This window comes from Paenibacillus sp. J31R34 (assembly GCF_059383715.1).
Window position 1 is genome coordinate 172,107 of record NZ_JBXENU010000001.1, and the last position, 20,326, is coordinate 192,432.

2 protein-coding genes are annotated in these 20,326 nt (G+C 59.0%); both read left to right on the forward strand.

Going from position 1 to position 20,326, the window contains the following annotated elements; translation table 11 throughout:
• The first annotated feature begins 44 nt into the window (after positions 1-44).
• Positions 45-12,479, forward strand: a complete 12,435-nt coding sequence (locus AC50YG_RS00670; protein WP_494824027.1) for a PfaD family polyunsaturated fatty acid/polyketide biosynthesis protein — start codon at positions 45-47, stop codon at positions 12,477-12,479.
• A 14-nt stretch (positions 12,480-12,493) separates the two neighbouring features.
• Positions 12,494-20,284 carry an SDR family NAD(P)-dependent oxidoreductase gene (locus tag AC50YG_RS00675; protein ID WP_494824029.1) on the forward strand — a complete coding sequence of 2,597 codons (7,791 nt, stop codon included), beginning with the start codon at positions 12,494-12,496 and terminating at the stop codon, positions 20,282-20,284.
• Positions 20,285-20,326: the final 42 nt, after the last annotated feature.

Genomic DNA, 20,326 nt, shown 5'->3' on the forward strand with positions numbered 1-20,326 from the left:
GCCGTGCTTGCGACCATACATTTTGCTGTAAAAGAGGGGTTCAGATGAAGATACAAGAGATCTTACGTACGCTTGAAGCCAAAGAGATCAGCCCTGAAGAGGCCAAACAGGCCCTAGCACGGGCTCGATCCCACGAGTTGCAAATGTCCGTCCCCCTTGCGAATGCTGTACGCGAACTGCTCGTTGATCCGGCGGTTCGCCTGCAGCCGGAATCGCTTGGCCAGCCTCTGTTCCAAACGAGATACCGCACCATTTGGAGTTACTTTGCCGGCTCGATGTATCGAGGGATCGCATCTGAGGAGATGGTGGTGCGCATGGGGCAGGCTAGTCTGCTGGCCTTTTTTGGCAGCGCCGGTTTTCAGGTGCATGAACTGGAGCCCGTGCTGCAGCGCATTCAGGCGCGGCTGGGTTCGGACAAGCCGTATGGCATGTGCTTAATCGCCAACCTGAACGACCCGGACGAAGAGCGGCGCACAGCGGAACTGTATGTCGAGTACGGCGTGAAGGCGATCGAAGTGTCAGCCTTCTCCGCTCCGACACTCCCGCTGGTCTATCTGCGCCTCAAGGGCCTGTCCCGTCAAAACGGCCGGCTGATCTTCCCGCGCCGTCTGATTGCCAAATGCTCGCATCTGGACACGGCGCGCGTGTTTCTCTCGCCGCCGCCGGAGCCGCTCGTCCAGCAACTGCTGCGCTACGGCCTGATCAGCGAGGAGGAGGCCGCCCTGTCGCAAACGATTCCGCTGGTCGACGACCTCGCGATCGAAGCGGACTCGGGCGGTCACACGAACCAAGGCGTATCGTTCTCCCTCCTGCCCGCCATCCGCGCGCTTAAAGACCAGCTCCAGCGGCAGTATCGCTACCAAGAGGAGATTCTCATCGGCTGCGGCGGAGGGATCGGCACGCCGGAAGCGGTCGCGTCAGCCTTCATGCTCGGGGCTGATTTTATTTTCACAGGATCGATCAATCAATGCACGGTAGAGAGCGGGGCCCATCCGGTCGTCAAGGACCTGCTGCAGTCCGTTTCAATCCACGACATGGCGATCACGGTTGCAGGCGATATGTTTGAGATCGGCGCGAAGGTGCAGGTGGTGAAAAAAAACACCCGGTTCGCCGCCCGCGCCAACAAGCTGCACCAGCTGTTCCACCAATACAACTCGATCGACGAGATTCCGCTGTCGATCCGGCGTGAGATCGAAACGAAATATTTTAAGCAGACGTTTGAGGAAGTCTGGGATTTCGTCTGCGCTTACAAGCGCGCCAAACATCCGGAGCAGCTCGAAGAGGCGGCCGAGAACCCGCGTTTCAAGATGGGGCTGATCTTCAAGTGGTATTTTGCCCATTCCGCACAGGCGACTCTGCGAGGGGATGAGCAGGAGCGGGATAATTTTCAGATCTTCTGCGGCCCGGCGATGGGGGCGTTCAACAGGTGGGTACAAGGCACGCCGTATGAGTCTTGGCAGCAGCGCCATGTGAACACGGTGGCAGAACTGCTGATGCGCAAGGCGTGTGAACATCTGGAATCCCGTCAGTCCACGTCCGTTTCGGCAGCCGGCGCAGAAGCGGTGCCGAGTTTTGAAGGAGCGGCGATCGCGATCATCGGGCTGAGCGGTCAATTCCCGAAGTCCAAGAATGCAGACGAGTTCTGGAACAACCTCGCACAAGGCCGCGACTGCATTTCCGAGATTCCGGCGACGCGCTGGTCGCTCGACGAGCACTATTCGCCGGACCCGAGCGCACCGGGCAAAACCTACTCCAAGTGGATGGGCGTTCTGGAGGATGCGGACAAGTTCGACCCGCTGTTCTTCAACATCTCGCCTGCCGAAGCGGAGTTGATGGACCCGCAGCAGCGGCTGTTCTTGGAGAGCGCATGGCAGGCCATCGAAGACGCCGGCATCGCGCCGTCCTCTATGTCCGGCAGCCGAACCGGCGTGTTCGTCGGCTGCGGCACGAACGACTACGGGCAGGCGCTGAACCATCAAGGCTTGAACGCACAAGGCCTGATGGGGGCGGCTTCCTCGATCCTCAGCGCTCGCATCTCTTATCTGCTCAACCTCAAAGGCCCTTGCCTTGCGATCGACACCGCCTGCTCCTCCTCGCTGGTGGCGATGGCCGAAGCCTGTAACAGCCTGCTGCTCGGAACGAACGACTTGGCATTGAGCGGCGGGGTGTACGCGGCGGCGGGGCCTTCCTTGCACATCATGACGAGCAAGGCGGGCATGTTGTCGCCAGACGGACGCTGCTATTCGTTTGATACGCGCGCCAACGGCTTTGTGCCAGGGGAGGGCGTGGGCGTCTTGGTGCTCAAGCGCCTTGAAGATGCTGTGCGGGACGAAGACCCGATCTATGGCGTGATTCGCGGCTGGGGTGTCAACCAGGACGGCAAGACGAACGGGATCACCGCGCCGAGCGTCAATTCGCAGATCCAGCTGGAGCAGGACGTGTATGAACGATTTGGCATCGACCCGGAGACGATTTCTCTGATCGAAGCGCATGGGACGGGCACGAAGCTGGGCGACCCGATTGAAGTCGAGGCGCTGACCGAGTCCTTCCGGCACTTCACGGAGAAAACCGGCTATTGCGCTCTCGGTTCGGTGAAAAGCAACATCGGACACCTGTTGACGGCAGCCGGAGTGGCCGGGGTGATCAAGGTGCTGCTGGCCATGAAGCATCGACAGGTGCCGCCGACGGTGCATTTTAACCAATTGAACGAGCACATTCGGCTCGCGAAGAGTCCTTTTTACATCAATACCGACCTGATTCCATGGGAGGTACCAGCCGGGATGCCGCGCCGTGCCGGGGTGAGCTCTTTCGGATTCAGCGGGACGAACGCACATGTCGTCATCGAAGAGCATTTGGAAAAAGAGAGTCTGGCTTCGGCAGCAGGAAAAGCGGATGCGCCGTTGCTCTTTGTGTTGTCTGCCATGACCGAGGAACAGCTGCGGACGTATGCAGCCTCGATGGCGGGCTTCCTCGAACGGGAGTGCGACCTGAGCCTTGCGAGCATCGCGTACACCCTGCAGACAGGACGCGATGCAAGAGAGGTGAGGCTGGCGTTTGTGGCCCATTCGAGAGACGAAGCGCGTCAGAATTTTGAAACCTATGCAGAGGGGGGGGCACTCCCCGGTCTCTTGACGTCGCAGTCGGGATCGGGGCAGGAGGAGGCGCAGGGCATTGCAAACAAGCCACTGCAAGAGATCGCCGAACTCTGGGTGAAGGGCGTCCGAATCGACTGGTCGGAACTCTATGCCGATTCGAGGCCGCGCCGTGCTCATCTGCCGACCTATCCGTTTGCCAGAGAGCGCTTCTGGGTGCCGGAGCCGGAGATGGAGGAAGGGGAGGCTTCGACGCTGACAGCCGCCCTGCATCCGCTGCTGCACAGCAATACCTCCAAACTGACGGAGCAACGCTTCTCCTCGACGTTTACCGGGCGAGAATTTTTCCTGTCCGATCATCAGGTGCAAGGGCGGAAGGTGCTGCCGGGAGTCGCCTATCTGGAAATGGCGCGCGCCGCGCTGGAGCAGGCCGCCGACATGCCGTCGATCACTTTGAAAAATGTGGTCTGGGCGCGTCCGATCATCGCAGAAGAAGACGCGGTGTCGGTGCAGATCGGGCTGTTCCCGGAAGAGAACGGCGAGATCGGATTTGAAGTGTACAGCGGCTTGGATGGCGAGATCGTACACAGCCAAGGGCACGCGGTACCGGCCCTGTCGGACGACGAGGCTCCCGTGCTCGACCTTGCTTCTCTGCAAAAGCAGTGCGGGCAGCGCGAACGAGGCGCGGCGGAATGCTATGACTTGTACCGCCGAGCGGGCTTTGAGTACGGGCCGGCGTTCCAAGGGATGGAGCACCTCTATGTCGGGCAGGAGATGATCTTGGCCCGCTTGTCGCTGCCAGCCGCCGTCGCCAGCACCGCGCGTCAGTTCATCCTGCACCCGAGCCTGCTGGACTCGGCTCTGCAGACGGCCATTGGCTTCCTGACTGACGAAACGACGCTCCAGACGGCCCTGCCGTTCGCGCTGGAGGAACTGGAGATCTTCGGGCCTTGCACCACTTCGATGTGGGCCTTCATGCGCCGCAGTGAAGGTAACAAGCCAGGTGACAAGGTACACAAGCTCGATCTCGACCTGTGCGACGAGAGCGGAAGCGTCCGCGTGCGGATGAAGGGCTATTCCTCTCGCATACTCGAGCGTGAGCGAGGAGCCGAGGTGGGGACGCTGATGCTAAGACCGGACTGGACAGAGCATCCGGTCAATCTACAGGCTGTGCAGACGGTGTATGCGGACCATCTGGTGATGCTCTGCGAAGTGGTCGCTGAGATCGAACAGAGCGGGATGCGGAGCCTGATCTTGCAGACAGAGGAAAAAGGGCTTGCAGAGCGCTTCGAGGCCTATGCAGCACATGCGTTTGAGGCGATCAAGTCGATTTTGCAAGAAAGACGCAAAGGGAAGACGCTCGTGCAGATCGTCGTTCCGGCGCAAGGGGACGGGCAGGTCTTCGCCGGCCTCTCTACACTGCTGAAGACCGCTCAACTGGAGAATCCGAACCTTGTCGGGCAACTGATCGAAGTTGACGATGCGAGCAACCTTGCGGAGACCTTGCGAGAAAATGCTCGCTGGGCAGGCGACGCACACGTCCGTTACCAAGGCGGCAAACGCTGGGGAACAGGATGGAGCGAAGTCGAGCCGGGCGAAGAGGTGTTGCGCATGCCGTGGAAGGACCAAGGCGTCTACCTGCTCACAGGGGGCGCAGGGGGCCTAGGCCGCATTTTTGCTGGCGAAATCGCACGGCAAGTGAAAGGGGCGACGCTCGTCCTGACGGGACGGGGGCCGCTGAGCGCTGAGAAACAGGCAGAACTTCAGTCCTTGGACGCAAATGTTGTGTACAGGCAAGTGGACGTGACCGACTTCGCGGGGGTCATGCAGCTGATTGAGAGCATTCAAGCTGAGCATGGCGCTCTTCACGGCATCCTGCACAGCGCAGGCGTGATTCGCGACAACTTGATCCTCAAGAAGACGACAGCGGAGTTGCAGGACGTGCTGGCTCCCAAGGTGGCCGGTGCCGTGCATCTCGATGAGGCGACGCAACATCTGCCGCTCGACTTCTTCGTGACGTTCTCCTCGGTGGCCGGAGCCATCGGTAACCCGGGGCAAGCGGACTATGCGACGGCCAATGCCTTCCTCGATGCTTTTGCGGGGTATCGAAACGAGCGGGTCGCAAACGGCAAACGCTCCGGCCGGACGCTGTCGATCAACTGGCCGCTCTGGCAAGACGGCGGGATGCAGGTGGAGCAGGAGACGGAGCAGACGTTGCGAGAGACCCTCGGCATGAAGCCGATGCAGACGGCAACCGGGATTCGCGCCTTGTATCAGGGCATGGCTTCCGAGCAAGACCAGATTCTTGTCTGCGAAGGCGATCTGGATCGCATCCGCACCGTTTTTGTAAAAACAGCACCGACAGCCGCAGCTGGGCCAGTGTCTAGGCTGGAAGAAGAGCCGACTCTCATTTCGTGCGATTTTGAAGAGAGAGCGATCGAGTATTTCAAGACGTTGCTCTCTTCCGTCCTGAAGATGCCAGCCAGCCGGCTTGAAGCCAATGCGCCTTTTGAAAAATACGGCATCGATTCGATTCTGATCATGCAGCTGACCAACCAACTGGAAAAGACGTTTGGCTCCTTGCCGAAAACGCTGTTCTTTGAATATCAAAACCTCCGCGAGCTGACCGGATACTTCCTGGACGCCCATCGTGTTCTCTTGCAGCAGCTCTTGGGCATAAGGGAGCAGGAGCGGGTTTCGGAATCCGCTTCGGTGGCGTCCACGTCCACTCCTGAGCCGTCGGCTATCAGCAGCCGCAGACGTTCGAGGCTGGCCACGAGTTCGACGGCTGTGCATGCAGCGCCGGTCGCGCAACCTGCGAAGGCGGCCAAGGAAGAACAGGACGTCGCGATCATCGGCGTCTCCGGGCGCTATCCGGGGGCGCGCAACCTTCAGGAATTCTGGGGCAATCTGCGGAACGGCGAGGATTCGATTACGGAAATTCCGCAAGAACGCTGGGATCATAGCCTCTATTTTGACTCGGACAAAAACAAGGCGGGCAAGACGAACAGCAAATGGGGCGGATTTATTGACGGCGTGGATCAATTCGATCCGCTGTTCTTCAACATCTCCCCGCGCGAGGCGGAGATCATGGACCCGCAGGAGCGATTGTTCATGCAGACCGTCTACGAGGCGATGGAAGATGCGGGGTATACGCGCGAGATGCTCGCCAAACATCGCGGGCTGGGGCTTGACGGCAACGTCGGGGTCTATGTCGGCGTGATGTACGAAGAGTATCAGTTGTACGGCGCACAGGAGACGATCCTCGGCCGACCGCTTGCCCTGTCTGGCAACCCCTCGTCGATAGCCAACCGGGTGTCGTACTTCTTCAACCTGCACGGGCCGAGCCTTGCCGTCGATACGATGTGCTCGTCTTCGCTGACGTCGATTCATCTGGCTTGCCAGAGCTTGCTCCAAGGCGGCTGTGAACTGGCGATCGCCGGCGGTGTCAACGTCTCGATTCACCCGAACAAGTACCTGCTGCTCGGCCAAGGCAAGTTCGCTTCGAGCAAGGGCAGATGCGAGAGTTTTGGCGAAGGGGGCGACGGCTACGTGCCGGGCGAAGGCGTTGGCGCGGTGCTGCTCAAGCCTCTGTCCAAGGCGATTGAAGACGGCGATCAGATCCACGGCGTGATCAAGGCCACCGCGATCAACCACGGGGGCAAAACCAACGGGTACACCGTCCCGAACCCGAATGCGCAGGCGAATGTGATCGAGCAGGCGCTGCGGCAGGCAGGGCTTGACCCGAGCATGGTCTCTTACATCGAAGCGCACGGAACTGGCACCTCGCTTGGCGACCCGATTGAGATCGCCGGCTTGACCAAGGCTTTCCAAGCAGGGAAAAACGCTAATCTGCAATCCTGTGCCATCGGCTCGGCCAAGTCAAACATTGGGCACTGCGAGAGCGCAGCGGGCATCGCCGGCGTTACGAAGGTGCTGCTGCAGCTGAAGCATCGTCAACTCGCACCATCGCTGCACGCCAAGGTGCTCAACCCGAACATTGACTTTGACGCGACCCCGTTTGTCGTGCAGCAGGAGCTGGCGGAGTGGAAGCGCCCGCTGGTGGAGATCGGCGGGCGGGTTCGCGAAGTGCCGCGCATAGCTGGCATCTCATCGTTTGGAGCGGGCGGTTCCAACGCGTACGTGATCATCGAAGAGTACGTACCGGCAGAGTCGCTGCGCACGCCTGTCGAGGTGACGCCGCAGAATCCGGCCGTGATCGTGTTGTCGGCTAAGAACGAAGAACGGTTGCAGGAGCTGGCCGCGCGTCTGCTTCACGCGATCGAGACTCAGCCGTTCACAGATGCTGACATCGCTGACATCGCCTACACCTTGCAGATCGGTCGCGAAGCGCACGATGCGCGCATGGCGCTGCTCGTCGACTCGCTTCAAGACCTCGCGACCAAGTTGCGCGCCTGCGTGTCCGGTCAAGAGAATGTCCCAACCCTCTATCGCGGTCATGTCAAAGCCAACCGAGACACCCTTTCGCTCTTCCTCGCCGATGAAGAGCTGCAGGAAGCGATTGAAAAATGGATTCAGCGCCGCAAGCACGTCAAGCTCGTCGACCTGTGGGTCCGAGGATTGGAGCTGGACTGGAACAAGTTATACGGCGAACACAAGCCGCGCCGCATCAGCCTGCCGACCTATCCGTTTGCCAAACAGCGATACTGGGTGCCGGAAGGAAGGGCGGGAGCGGCACGCACCCTGATGTCTTCGAGCGTCGTGGAAAACCTTGAAGTGCTGGCCCCGGTCTCGACGAACCTGCAAGCAAGGGTGCAAGAGGGAAGCGATGGTACGCTCAACATCGAACTGTGCGACGCCCAAGGGAACACCTGCGTTCGCCTGACTGGACTGCAGGCTGAACCTGCACAAGCGAAACCTGCACAAGCCAAGAAGCAGCCGGAATCCTTCGAGTTGATGACATTCCGAGAAATCTGGCAAGAGCAATCCCTGCCTTCTGTCACAGTCCGGAACGTTGGAACGCTCGTCTTCTTCCTGTCCGATCCGGCACTGCAGCAAACGGTGCGGGAGGCGCTCAAGTTCCTGAGCCCGAGCCTGCAAGTCGAGTTCATCGCACAGGGAAGCTCGATTCCAGAGTCCTTCCAACGTATGCAGGAGGAGCGTCGAGACGTCTTCGGGATGCTGTATCTGTGGCCGCTTGAAGACAAGTCTCTGATTCGAGAGTACTCCAGTATCGTGAACATCCTGAAGTTCCTCGACGCATCCGGTCTGAAGCCCGAACGCCTGCTGTTGGCTGGGCAATTCGAGAACGGAGTGGAGCGAAGCTACTTCGAATCGTGGATCGGCTTTGAAAGATCTTTGGGCCTAGTGCTGCCTAACACGAAGGTGACGGCGGTCTTGCAGGCGGGCTCTTCCTCGCTTCAAGACTGGATGCCGCTGCTCTGGCGTGAACTCCATGCCCCGCAAGCGCAAAGCGTCCTGTACGAAGCAGGCAAGCGCCACATCTGCACCGTCCAGCCGACCCGCCTTGAAGCGGGCGGGCGCACGGTGCGGGCAGGCGGTACCTACCTGATCACCGGCGGCCTCGGTGCGCTCGGCTACTTGTTCGCGGAGCATCTGGCCCAAAAACAGCCTGTGAACCTCATTCTTACCGGCCGCTCCGAGCTCGACGAAGAGAAGCGAAGAAAGCTGAGCGATCTGGAGATGCTGGGTAGCCAAGTCTTCTACCTGCAAGCGGACGTATGTGACAAAGAGCAGATGCAAGCCGGGTTGGTTCGTGCACGCGATCGCTTCGGACCTCTGCACGGCGTGCTACACGCAGCAGGATTGTCCGGGGACGATAGCCTTTTTGCCAAGGACATCAAGGCGTTTGAACGGGTTCTGAGCCCGAAGATCGCAGGAACCCTGCTGCTCGACGAATGGCTGGCGGAGGAGACCGATCTTGATTTTGTCTGCTACTTCTCCTCGTCATCCGCCGTGTTGGGCGATTTCGGTTCCTGCGACTACGCGATCGGCAACCGCTTCCAGATGGCCTACGCGCAACACCGTCACGAACAGCAGTTGCCGGGCCAGACGCTGGTGATCAACTGGCCGCTCTGGAAAGAAGGCGGAATGGGTCTTGATGAAGGAGAGATCACGGCGAACTACCTGAAGTCGAGCGGACAGCGCTTCTTGGAAGCGGAGGAGGGAGTGGGGCTCTTTGACCTGATCCTCTCGCAGAACGACGTGCAGCATCTGATCTTCGTCGGGCAGCCAAGCCGCGTCAAACGCTTCCTCGGAATGGCTGCACAAGCGCCGACAGCGGTTCAACCCACTACGCCGCCGACTGTCAGCGTCTCGTCGGGTACAGCGATGCGTCCGGAGCTGCAAGGATTCTCGCTTGAGCAATGCATCGAGTGGGATCTCAAAGAACAGGTCAGCCAGATCCTGAAAATCTCCCGCGACGAACTCGATATCGAGGAAAATCTGGTCGACTTTGGGTTTGACTCGATCAGCTTGGCCGAGCTTGGCAACCGTCTTTCCAAAAACTACGGCCTCGAAGTGACGCCGGCCTTGTTCTTCAGCCACTCCACGATGGAAAAATTGACCCTGCACTTCCTGCGCGAACACGAGGCGTTGATGACGCAGTACTACCTTGAACCGACTGCTGAACCAGCCCCTGAACCGACACCCGTTCCGGTTGTCGCTCCGGCCCGGCAAGAAGTCGCGGTGACAAAAGAGATTCTCGTGCCGCCGCCGACATCCAGCGTTCACGAACCGATCGCCGTAATCGGGATGAGCGGACGCTTCCCACAAGCGGACAGTGTGCAGGACTTCTGGCAGAACCTCAAATCGGGAAAGAACGCGATCACCGAGATTCCTTCGGATCGCTGGGACTGGCAAAGTGACTATGAAGAAGGCAAAATCACGTCCAAATGGGGCGGATTCGTAAAAGACGTCGACTGCTTCGATCCGCTGTTCTTCGAGATCTCGCCGAGAGAAGCAGAGTACATGGACCCGAAACAACGCCTGTTCTTGGAGGAAGCATGGCATGCACTCGAAGATGCCGGCTACATGGGCGATCAGATTCGCGGCAAGTTGTGCGGCGTCTACGTCGGTGTCGAAGAGGGTGAATACGGGTTCCTGACAGGGGATGGGGGCCCGCTCAACGGCAATCAAAATGCGACGTTGGCCGCCCGCATCGCCTACGCCCTCGACTTGAAGGGGCCGAATCTGGCGTTGACCGCCGCTTGCTCCTCCGGGCTGGTTGCGCTACATCAAGCCTGCCAAGCCTTGCGCGCAGGGGACTGCGACGTGGCGCTGGCCGGTGGGGTCAATCTTTTGATCTCCCCGATGATCTACCAAGGGATGAGCAAGATCGACATGCTGTCCCCGGACGGACACTCGTATGTGTTTGATTCGCGTGCGAACGGGTTGGTGCCGAGCGAAGCCGTTGCCGTCGTCGTGCTCAAGCCTCTGTCCAAAGCAATCGCCGATCGCGACCAGATCTACGGCTGCATTACAGCGACCGGAGTCAACTACAACGGCCAATCGAATGGTATCACATCGCCTAACCCGGACGCTCAAGCCGATCTGATCCGCAGCGTGTATGACCGTTATGGAATCGATTCGTCTGATATCCAGTTCGTCATGTCACACAGCACCGGGTCGAAGCTAGGTGATCCGATGGAGATCCAAGCGCTGACCAACGCCTTCCACAAGCCTGGTGCTCAAAAGCAGAACTGTGCGCTCTCCTCGATCAAGCCGCTCATCGGGCACACGTTTGCCGCATCGGGCATCGTCAGCCTGATCAGCATGCTGATGGCGATGCGCGAACGCACCCTGTTGGGCTTGCACGGATTCGAATCGAGCAACGAATACATCCGATTTGAGGAGAGTCCGTTCGTCGTCAGCACCGAGAACCGAGCGTGGACGACGCAGGAAGACCGCCCGCGAGTCGGCGCGATCAGCACGACAGGGATCAGCGGCACGAATGCCCATGCCGTGATCGAAGAATACATTCCGACCGCGATGGCTGTGCAGGTAGAACGACTTGGCGCAGCACAGCAACTGGTGATCCTCTCGGCCCGAAACCACGATCGCCTGCAGCACATGGCGGCTCGTCTGACCGAGCATCTCGCGAGCGAAGCGGGCCGATCCCTGACGCTCGCCCAGATCGCCTACACGCTGCAAGTCGGTCGCGAGCCGATGAAAAAGCGCGCAGCCTTCATCGTCTCTTCCAAAGAAGAACTGCTGCAGCGCTTGCAGGAATACATCTCCTCGCCTGTTGTGGACGAGACACGTCCTGCACCGGATCGCCACCAAGCCAGAGCCCTTGTGGAAACCGCGCTGCAAGAGCGCAATCTTGAGCAACTGGCCGCCCTCTGGCTCTCCGGCAGCAAAGTGCCGTGGCAGCGACTACATGACGACAAGAACGTGCAGCGCGTCTCGCTGCCGACCTATCCATTTGTGAAGCGTAGATGCTGGGTGGAGGGGCCGAAACCGCAAGAAAAGGAATTTGCCATCTCCAACAAGGCGGCCGAGTTCTATACGCGCGTCGTCGAAAGCGGAGACTCCGGCTTCCAAGAAGAGTATCTGACCTTCTGCCCGTTTGAGGAAAAAATTCCCGACTTCTCGATCAGCCGCGTGTACCTGAACCCGGAACAATATCCAGCCGAACTTGAGATGGTGCGCAGCAAGCAGATCGAGATGCGCCGCGTGCTGTTCAGCCGAGGCGATTTCCAGCGCGCGCAGGCTCTGCTCGACATCGGATGCGGTCATGGGACGGACGTGATTCAGCTGGCCAAGCGCTACCCGCATCTGAAAACGCAGGGCTTTACGATCACGGAGGCGCAGGTGGACCTTGGCAACCGGAGAATTCAAGAACTGAATTTGGGCGCACAAGCTGCCATCTTCCATGGTGACAGCTCCAAAGACCGATTCCCAGGTCGCTACGACATGATGATCGGGATCGAAGTTAGCTGCCACATCCCTGGCAAGCAGGGGCTGTTCCAGAACATGTCCTCGGCGCTCAACGAAGGGGGGCAGGTGCTGATGATGGACTTCATCGCGAACCTGTGCGGAGCCATTGCCGATCCGAGCATCGACATCTACATCCCGACTGTACAAGGCTGGATCGACCTGCTGGCGGAGCATCACCTCGTTCTTGACGAAGTGATTGACGTCTCCAAGCAGGTCGCCAACTCTCTGCATGATCCTGAGCACGCGGAGAATACGAAAGGTCTGCCGGAAGTCGTACAAAATTCCATTCGGAACTTTGCCAATAGCTCGATCGCGCTTGAGAAAGGCTGGATTAGCTACTGTTTGTTCGTCATCATCAAAAATTCAGCTCTCAGCCCGGCAGAACTGCGAGAGCACAACGCAAAGCAGATGTCCAACAGGACACCGTATCTGGAAGCTCGGCGCAACATGTTGCAACAAATCTAAAGGAGTGAGGGAGCATGAGTTACGGGATTACCAGAACTGAGATCAAAGAGATCCTGTTCGATATCTTCGAACAGACCTTGGGTTTGGAACGCACCGAATTGGAGCAATCGGATACCTTCAAAGAACTGGGAATCGGATCGCTCAATGCGGTTGAACTGCTCGAAGCGATCAACGTCCGGTTCGACCTGAACCTGCCGACCAGCATCGTATTTGAATGTGCAGACCTTGAGTCTCTGGCGGTCTACATGGAAAAGCAGTTCCATACCCTCGTACAACCTGCAAAACAAGCACAGCCGACGGTATCGGCACCAACGCCGACACCGACACCGAAACCAGCACCGACACCCACTCCGCCCGCTCGCGAAGCACGGGTCGAGACCGAGGAGATCGCCATCATCGGTCTCTCCGTCCGGAGTGCCGGGGCGAACGACCAAGAAGAATTCTGGAACCTGATTCGCGACGGGAAAAAATGCATCAGCGAAGTGAGCGATCCGAAACGGCTGGAATACATCCAAGATCATTCGTCCAATCCGTTTCCGATCAACTATGGCAAGATGGACGACATCGACCGCTTTGACCCGCTCTTTTTTAATATCTCGGCCATCGAAGCTGAGAAGATGGATGTCACCCAGCGTATTTTGCTGGAAGAAGCGTACAAGTCTTTAGAAGATGCCGGCTACACCCCGACGCAGCTGCGCGGGCAGCCCGTCGGCACCTTTATCGGCACCGCCGGTTCCTCGGCGCTCGCTCAAGATTTTTCCCATTATTCCATGCTCGGATATGACATCAGCATCCTCGCGGCTCGCATGGCGTACTATCTGGATCTGAAAGGGCCGGCGCTGGCGGTGAATACGGCCTGCTCCTCTTCGATGGTGGCGATCGACCTGGCCTGCCAGCAGTTGAAGAGCGGGGAGATCAACCTCGCCATCGCAGGCGGAATCACGGTCTACAGCCATCCGGGCTCGTTCATCTCCATGCACAACGCCGGGATGCTGTCTCCCAATGGCGAGTGCCGTCCGTTTGACGATGGAGCGAACGGCATCGTTGTAGGCGACGGCGTCGGGGTCTTGATTCTCAAGCGCCTCTGCGATGCCGAGCGGGACAACGACCACATCTACGGCATCATCCGAGGCAGCGGCACGAACCAAGACGGCCAGACCTCAGGCATCACCGCGCCGAGCTTCCTCGCGCAGAGCCAGCTGCAAGAATCGATCTACCGCAAGTACGAGATCGACGTGGAAGACATTCAATACATTGAAGCGCATGGCACGGGCACCAAGCTTGGCGATCCGATCGAGATTCACGCCCTTAACAACACCTTCCGCAAGTTCACGAGTCAGAAAGGCTTCTGCGGAATCGGTTCGCTCAAGGCGAACATTGGTCACACGACGGCTGCAGCAGGCGTGCTTGGTGTGATCAAAGTGTTGATGAGCATGAAGCATGGAGAGATGCCACCCTCCATCCAGTATGCACAGGGCAACAAGCACATCGACTTTGCCAACAGCCCGGTATATGTCAACACAGCTCGTCGCGAGTGGACGCCAAATCGAAATGGCAAGCGCCTGGCTGCCGTCAACTCGTTCGGCTACAGCGGCACGAATGCCCATATGGTGATTGAAGACTATTCCAATCCGTCGCGTGCGATTGCAGCGCCGTTCAATGAAGCGATGCCAGGTCTGTTCGTGCTGTCGGCCCAAAGTGCAGAATCGCTGCAAGCCAATGCCGATGCCGCGCTCCGCTACCTCCGCTCTCACCCGGACGTCTCGCTCCCCGACTTCCTGTACACCTACCAAGTGGCGAGAGAGAGCATGGCACAACGGCTTGCCATCGTTGTCAAAGACCGGGACCAGCTGATCGGCCAGCTCGAACGCTACCTAGCAGGGGCCGGCAAGTCTGGAGAAGTCTTCGAGGGCACCGTCGGCAAAAACGGCAGCGTCAACGGGATCAATCTGGCCGACACCGAAGAGGGACAAGCGTTCCTCCTGAGCCTGCTTCACAACTGCAAGCTCAAGACGATTGCAGAACTGTGGGTCAACGGCACCCGGATCGACTGGGAAGGGCTCTACCCGGCGGGGACGGTCAAGCGACTGACCGGACTGCCGACCTATTCGTTTGCGCAAGAGCGCTACCCGTTGCCTGCGTTTCAAATCGTGCAGACAGGCTTCGGCAAGCAGGAAAAATCTGCCGTCAACGTCTTGCATCCGCTGCTCCATCGCAACACGTCAGACCTGAACGAAATGCGCTACAGCACCGTCTTCGTCGGCGAGGAAACCTTCCTTCGCGATCGGATGGTGCCGGAATTCGCCCTGTTGGAGATGGCGCGCGCGGCTGTGGAACAGGCGTCCGGCGCTCTAAAGGAAGGTCGCACCCGCCTTTGTTTGCAAAATATCGTCTGGGAGTCGCCGCTCGCAGTGGGTGCTGACGGGTCGCAGGTGCACATCGCACTGTACCTGGCCGCTAATGGCGAGATCTCCTTTGAGATCTACAATGACGAGGAAGAGCTGCACGCATCAGGAAGCGCCTTGCTGACAGAGGACGAAGCGCCACTCCTCGATGCGTCCACCTTGCAGGAGCGGGGCGCGCGCGTCACGCTGCCGATGGTGCCTTCGCAGTTTCTGCTCCATCCGCACTTGCTGGACACCGTGCTGCAAGGGAGTGTGCCCGCCACCTTGCAAGAGGTCGCGATCTATGCCCCTTGCCCTCCCTCCATGTGGGTTGTGGCAGACGACGGCAACTTCACGTTCTGCGACGAACAAGGCAAGGTCTGTCTGCAAATCAGCGGTCTGCAAACGCAGAAGAACCGCCCGCAAGCGGTCTCTCCATCCGCCGAGCCGTTTGCCTTGATGACCTTTGAGGAGATCTGGCAAGAAAAAGCTCGAAACAACCACGCGCCTTCCAACTTGAACACGCTGCTCTGCTTCCTCTCGAATGCGGAGGCTCAGCGTGCGGTCGTGGAAGCGGTGCAAGCGCGAAGCCCGCAGACGCAGGTCCTTTTCGTCGCGCAAGGGACATCCTGTCAGCAGGCGCTCCGCAGCGTCCAAGAACAGCAGGGGGAAGTTGATGCCTTGCTCTACCTCTGGCCGCTGGAAGACGCTTCGCTCGTGGAGGACACGAAACCGATCCTCGACATCGTACAAGCCCTTGCGACGACGAAGCTTAAAGCCAAGAGCCTGATGCTCGTCGGCCAGCACCAAAATACGACCGAGCGTGCGTTCCTTGAATCATGGATCGGCTTTGAGCGCTCCTTGGGCTTGGTGCTCCCAGATACCCGAGCGGCTGTCGTGATGCAAGAAGCCGGGGCCGTTTCCTTGCAGGAGAACATGCATCTCCTTCTGGACGAGCTCAATGCTTCCAAAATCGAAAGCGTCCTCTACCAAAACGGCAAGCGCCACGTCTGCAAGGTACAGCCAACCCGCATCCAAGCGGGCTCTTCCACCTTGCTGAAATCGGGAGGCACTTACCTGATTACTGGCGGTCTGGGCGGTCTGGGCTACTTGCTCGCCGAGCATCTGGCTGGCAAACACCCGGTCAACCTGATCCTGACCGGGCGCTCGGCGCTCGATGCTGCCAAACAGGCGAAGATCGAAGCGCTTGAAAAACGAGACAGCCGCGTCTTCTATCTGCAAGCGGACGTATGTGACCGCACGCGTATGGAGGTGGGGCTTGCAGAAGCCAGGTCGCAGTTCGGCCGTGTTCACGGCGTCCTGCACGCAGCCGGCCTCGTCGGAGCCGAAAGCATTCTCGACAAGGATGACCGCCGGTTCCAGCAAGTGCTCGACCCGAAGGTCAAAGGAACGCTTCTGCTCGACGAACTGCTGCAAGGGGAGCCGGAACTTGATTTTACCTGCTACTTCTCCTCTTCATCGGCGATCATCGGGGACTTCGGCTCGTGCGACTATTCGATTGCTAACCGCTTCCAAATGGCCTATGGCGAGCTGCGCAACGGGACAACATTCGTCATCAACTGGCCGCTGTGGAAAGCCGGGGGCATGCATTTTGAGAAGAAAGAAAACACGGAAGCCTACTTCAAGACCAGCGGGCAACGCTTCTTGGAAGTGGAAGAGGGCCTTGCGATTTTTGACCGCATCCTGTCGCAGAACCGCACCCAGCATCTTGTGATGGTCGGCCAGCCGAGCCGCATCGAACACATGCTGGGCCTCGCGAAGTCGGCAGCGCCCACTCCGGTGCCCGTGCATTCCGGCAGCAACACCTCTTGCGGCAAGGGAAGACGTCCGGAGATGAAAGGATTCACGCTCGAACAGTGCGTGGGGTGGGATCTCAAAGAGCAGATCAGCTCCGTTCTCAAGATTCCGCGCACCAAACTGGACGTCGAGGAGAACTTGGCCGATTTCGGGTTTGATTCGATTAGCTTGGCCGAGTTTGCCGGTTTCCTGTCGAAACACTACAGCATTGCCGTGACGCCAGCCTTGTTCTTTGATCATTCCACGATCAGAGCTCTGACCCAGTTTTACGCGGTCACACATGGGGAGGCAATGCGGGGCTTCTACCAAGAGCAAGCGGCATCCGCACCGGCGATCGCGGCAGCACCAGTCGCTCCAATCGTCAGCACTCCGTCCAAGCGCCCTTCGCGCAAAAAGACCGGCAAGGCGCGATTCGCGGCCGGAGGAGCGGTGCGCAGTGCGCAGGAGCCGATTGCCATTGTCGGGATCAGCGGCAGATTCCCGCAGGCGAGCAACGCGCAGGAACTGTGGAAAAACATCCGAGACGGGAAGGAAGCGATCACGGCCGTCCTGTCTGACCGCTGGGACTGGCGGGAAGAGAAGGGCATGGGCAAATGGGGCGGATTTGTCCCGGACGTGGATCGCTTCGATCCCTTGTTCTTTAAGATCTCGCCCAAAGAAGCGGAGTACATCGATCCGAAACAGCGCCTGTTCCTGCAGGAAGCATGGCATGCGCTGGAAGATGCCGGCTATATGGGCGAGCGCATTCGTGGAACCGCATGCGGCGTCTATGTCGGGGTGGAAGAGGGAGAGTACGGGTTCTTGGCCGGAGAGGACAGTCCGCTGAACAGCAACCAGAACGCCACGCTCGCGGCCCGCATCTCCTATGCGCTCAACCTCAAGGGCCCGAACATGGCGATCACCGCCGCCTGCTCGTCCGGTCTCGTCGCGATTCACCAAGCCTGCCAAGCCCTGCGCCAAGGCGAATGCGACATGGCGCTGGCTGGCGGTGTCAGCTTGTTGGTCTCGCCGATGATCCACAACGGCATGGGCAAGCTCGACATGCTCTCCCCGGATGGCACCTGCTTTGTGTTCGACGGGCGTGCAAATGGCCTGGTGCCGAGCGAAGCGGTAGCTGTCGTCGTGCTCAAGCCGCTGAGCAAAGCGCTGGAGGATGGCGATCAGATCTACGGCTGCATCAAGGGCAGCGCCGTCAACTACGACGGCCAGACCAACGGCATCACCGCGCCGAGCCCTGCGAGCCAAGCAGACCTGCTTCATCAAGTCTACAAGCGCTTCGGCATCAACCCGGCCGACATCCAGTTTGTGCTCTCCCACAGCGTCGGTTCCAAATTGGGAGACCCCATCGAGGTGCAGGCGCTCACTAACGCCTTCCGCCGACACACTGACCGGACGCAATACTGCGCGCTCGGCTCGATCAAGCCGTTGATCGGGCATACGTTCGCCGCATCCGGCGTCGTCAGCTTGATCTCCATGCTGATGGCGATGAAAGAGCGGACGATTCCGGCTCTGCACAACTATGAATCGAGCAACGACTACATCAACCTGACAGACAGCCCGTTCGTGATTCATACCAAGAACAGATCGTGGACCACAGCCGATGAGCGCCCGCGCCTCGGTGCAGTCAGCACGACCGGCATCAGCGGCACGAACGCGCATCTTGTAGTCGAAGAATACATCCCGGCGCAGCAAGAGGCGGTCGATCAAGAACCGACGGAAGCACCGCAGATCATCGTCCTCTCCGCGAAGAATCGCGAGCGTCTGGACGAGGTTGCCGCACAACTGCTCGCGTTCCTCGAAGCCGACGAGAGCTTGAAGCTGCCTGACATCGCGCACACGCTGCAAGTCGGCCGTGACGAGATGGAGGCGCGACTTGCGATGGTGGTACAAAGCCGCGACGAGCTGATGCAAGGTCTGCGAGGCTATTTGAAAAAAGGCGACGCGCCCATCGTGCTCTATCTCGGCGACCTGAACGAGTCTCATTCCGAGATCCTCGATCTTCTGGCCGTGATCACCGGAGAGACCGTTCTTCGAGCCTTGCTGGCAGAGGGTAATCTTGGAAAATTAGCCCTCTACTGGGCGAAAGGCGGCAAGATTCCTTGGGAAGCGCTGCAAGGCGGAGCATCCGCTCGTCGCATCTCCTTGCCGACCTATCCGTTTGAGCGCCGCCGCTGCTGGCTGACCGCTCCGACAATCGCAAGACGAGAGCTGACAACGCAGAGCCTGCCAGCAGTTGCTGCAGCTTCTGCTTCCGAGGCGGCTCCCGTCTCGGAGGAACAGGACCTCGCCATCGCGGAGGATCTGCAGGAGCGAGTCATCGGCATCATCTCCGAACTGGTGGGTCTCAAGCCTGCGGAGCTTAAGGTGAACAAGCCGCTCGACCACTACGGATTTGACTCGATTCTGTTCATGCAACTGCTGCAGCAGATACAAACGCAGATCGACCCATCTTTCTCCTTCGTCAAACTGAGCGATTGCCGATCGATGGAAGACCTGATTCGAGAGCTGGTTCCCAATGGGACAACCAAGGCGAAGCCTAAAGCGGAGATCGTGAGCCAGACTCCCACACCGCCGCAAGCACCGCTCGCAGCACCGCCGGCCCACAAGCCCGTGCAGACCAGCTTGCCGCAGTTCCCGGAACTCGTCCTGCTGAACCAAGCCACGGAAGGTCGTCCGATCTTCTGGATGCACGGGACGGCAGGCGGCGTCGGCATCTACTCGATGATCGCCAAAGTGAGCAACCGACCCTTCTACGGCATCAAAGCGCGTGGTTGGATGAGCAACCGCACCCCGATCCGAGGCATCTATGCGATGGCCGCGTATTACGTGCACATCATTCAGAGCGTGCAGCCGGAAGGGCCTTATGACTTCGGTGGCTATTCGCTCGGCGGCCTTCTCGCCTACGAAGTGGCCCGTCAATTGCAGGAACTGGGGCAAAAGGTGAACTCCATCATGTTCCTCGACACCTTGTATTCGGACAAAATCTATACCAAGACCATTTTGCCGGAAGCGATGTTCAATAGAAAAACCGCGATCCTGCAGTCGGTCAACATGTCCCTGCTCACCGAGATTCAGCACGAGCCGGAGAAGATTCCGACCACATTGATTCACCGTGATGATCTGGACCCGACGCTCTCGGATGAGGAATATTCCAAGCAGTTGCTGACCCTGGCCCGCGAGCGCGGCTACAAGCGCACGGAAGACTACCTAAACACCATGATTCAGAGTAGTTCTGACGTGCAGGAAGCGATCGACCGCAGTGGATTTACCATCTTGCCGTTGACCTATCCGCAAGAGGTCAGCGCCTATTTCTTCCGCAACAAAAGCGGCTCGTTCCTCGGGGCACTGGAACCGTACTTCAAAGTCAAGACGAGCCCCGTATTCGACCAAGGGGATTATTGGTCCGAATTTGAACGTCAGATCGACGATTTCCACCTATTCGACATTGACTCGTCCAACCACATGATGCTGCTCTCGGAACCAAAAGCAGCTGCATCGATCCTTGCCTTCAGCCAAGAGCTCTACTCCGCATTCGGGCTGGACCCGACGTTCCTTGTAACGTTTGCCCACGAGCATCGCAGTTGCGTCGGCACCACTTCATAACGCCAAAAAGGGATTCTCACGCGGGTCGTGAGAATCCCTTTT